Below are 261 nucleotides of genomic sequence, written 5' to 3' on the forward strand. Positions count from 1 at the left end.
ACAATCATTCATCACCTTTTAAATTTCCTTTATCCCACCATCCTCCACACCAATCTACCCATTCCCAAGCAACTACCAGATCACATGGAATTCTATGCATATTCCGATCAAATCACACACGTCTTCATCAATATCATCTTTAATCCAATTCATGTCTTCACCCAGTATCCTCCTCACCCTAAAATTCAAATCAAGCCATACTTCCTCAATCATACACATATAAAAATCCACGTTTCCAATAATCGACCCCTCATTCCCCAC

1 protein-coding gene is annotated in these 261 nt (G+C 39.1%); it reads right to left on the minus strand.

From position 1 onward, the window contains the following. Positions 1–72: 72 nt before the first annotated feature. Positions 73–261, minus strand: a 189-nt coding sequence (locus FS736_RS24935) for a hypothetical protein (RefSeq protein ID WP_222125114.1), incomplete at its 5' end; no start/stop codon positions are given.

Origin of the sequence: Cytobacillus oceanisediminis 2691 (assembly GCF_007678455.1) — a bacterium.
Taxonomy (GTDB): Bacteria; Bacillota; Bacilli; order Bacillales; family Cytobacillaceae; genus Mesobacillus; species Mesobacillus oceanisediminis_A.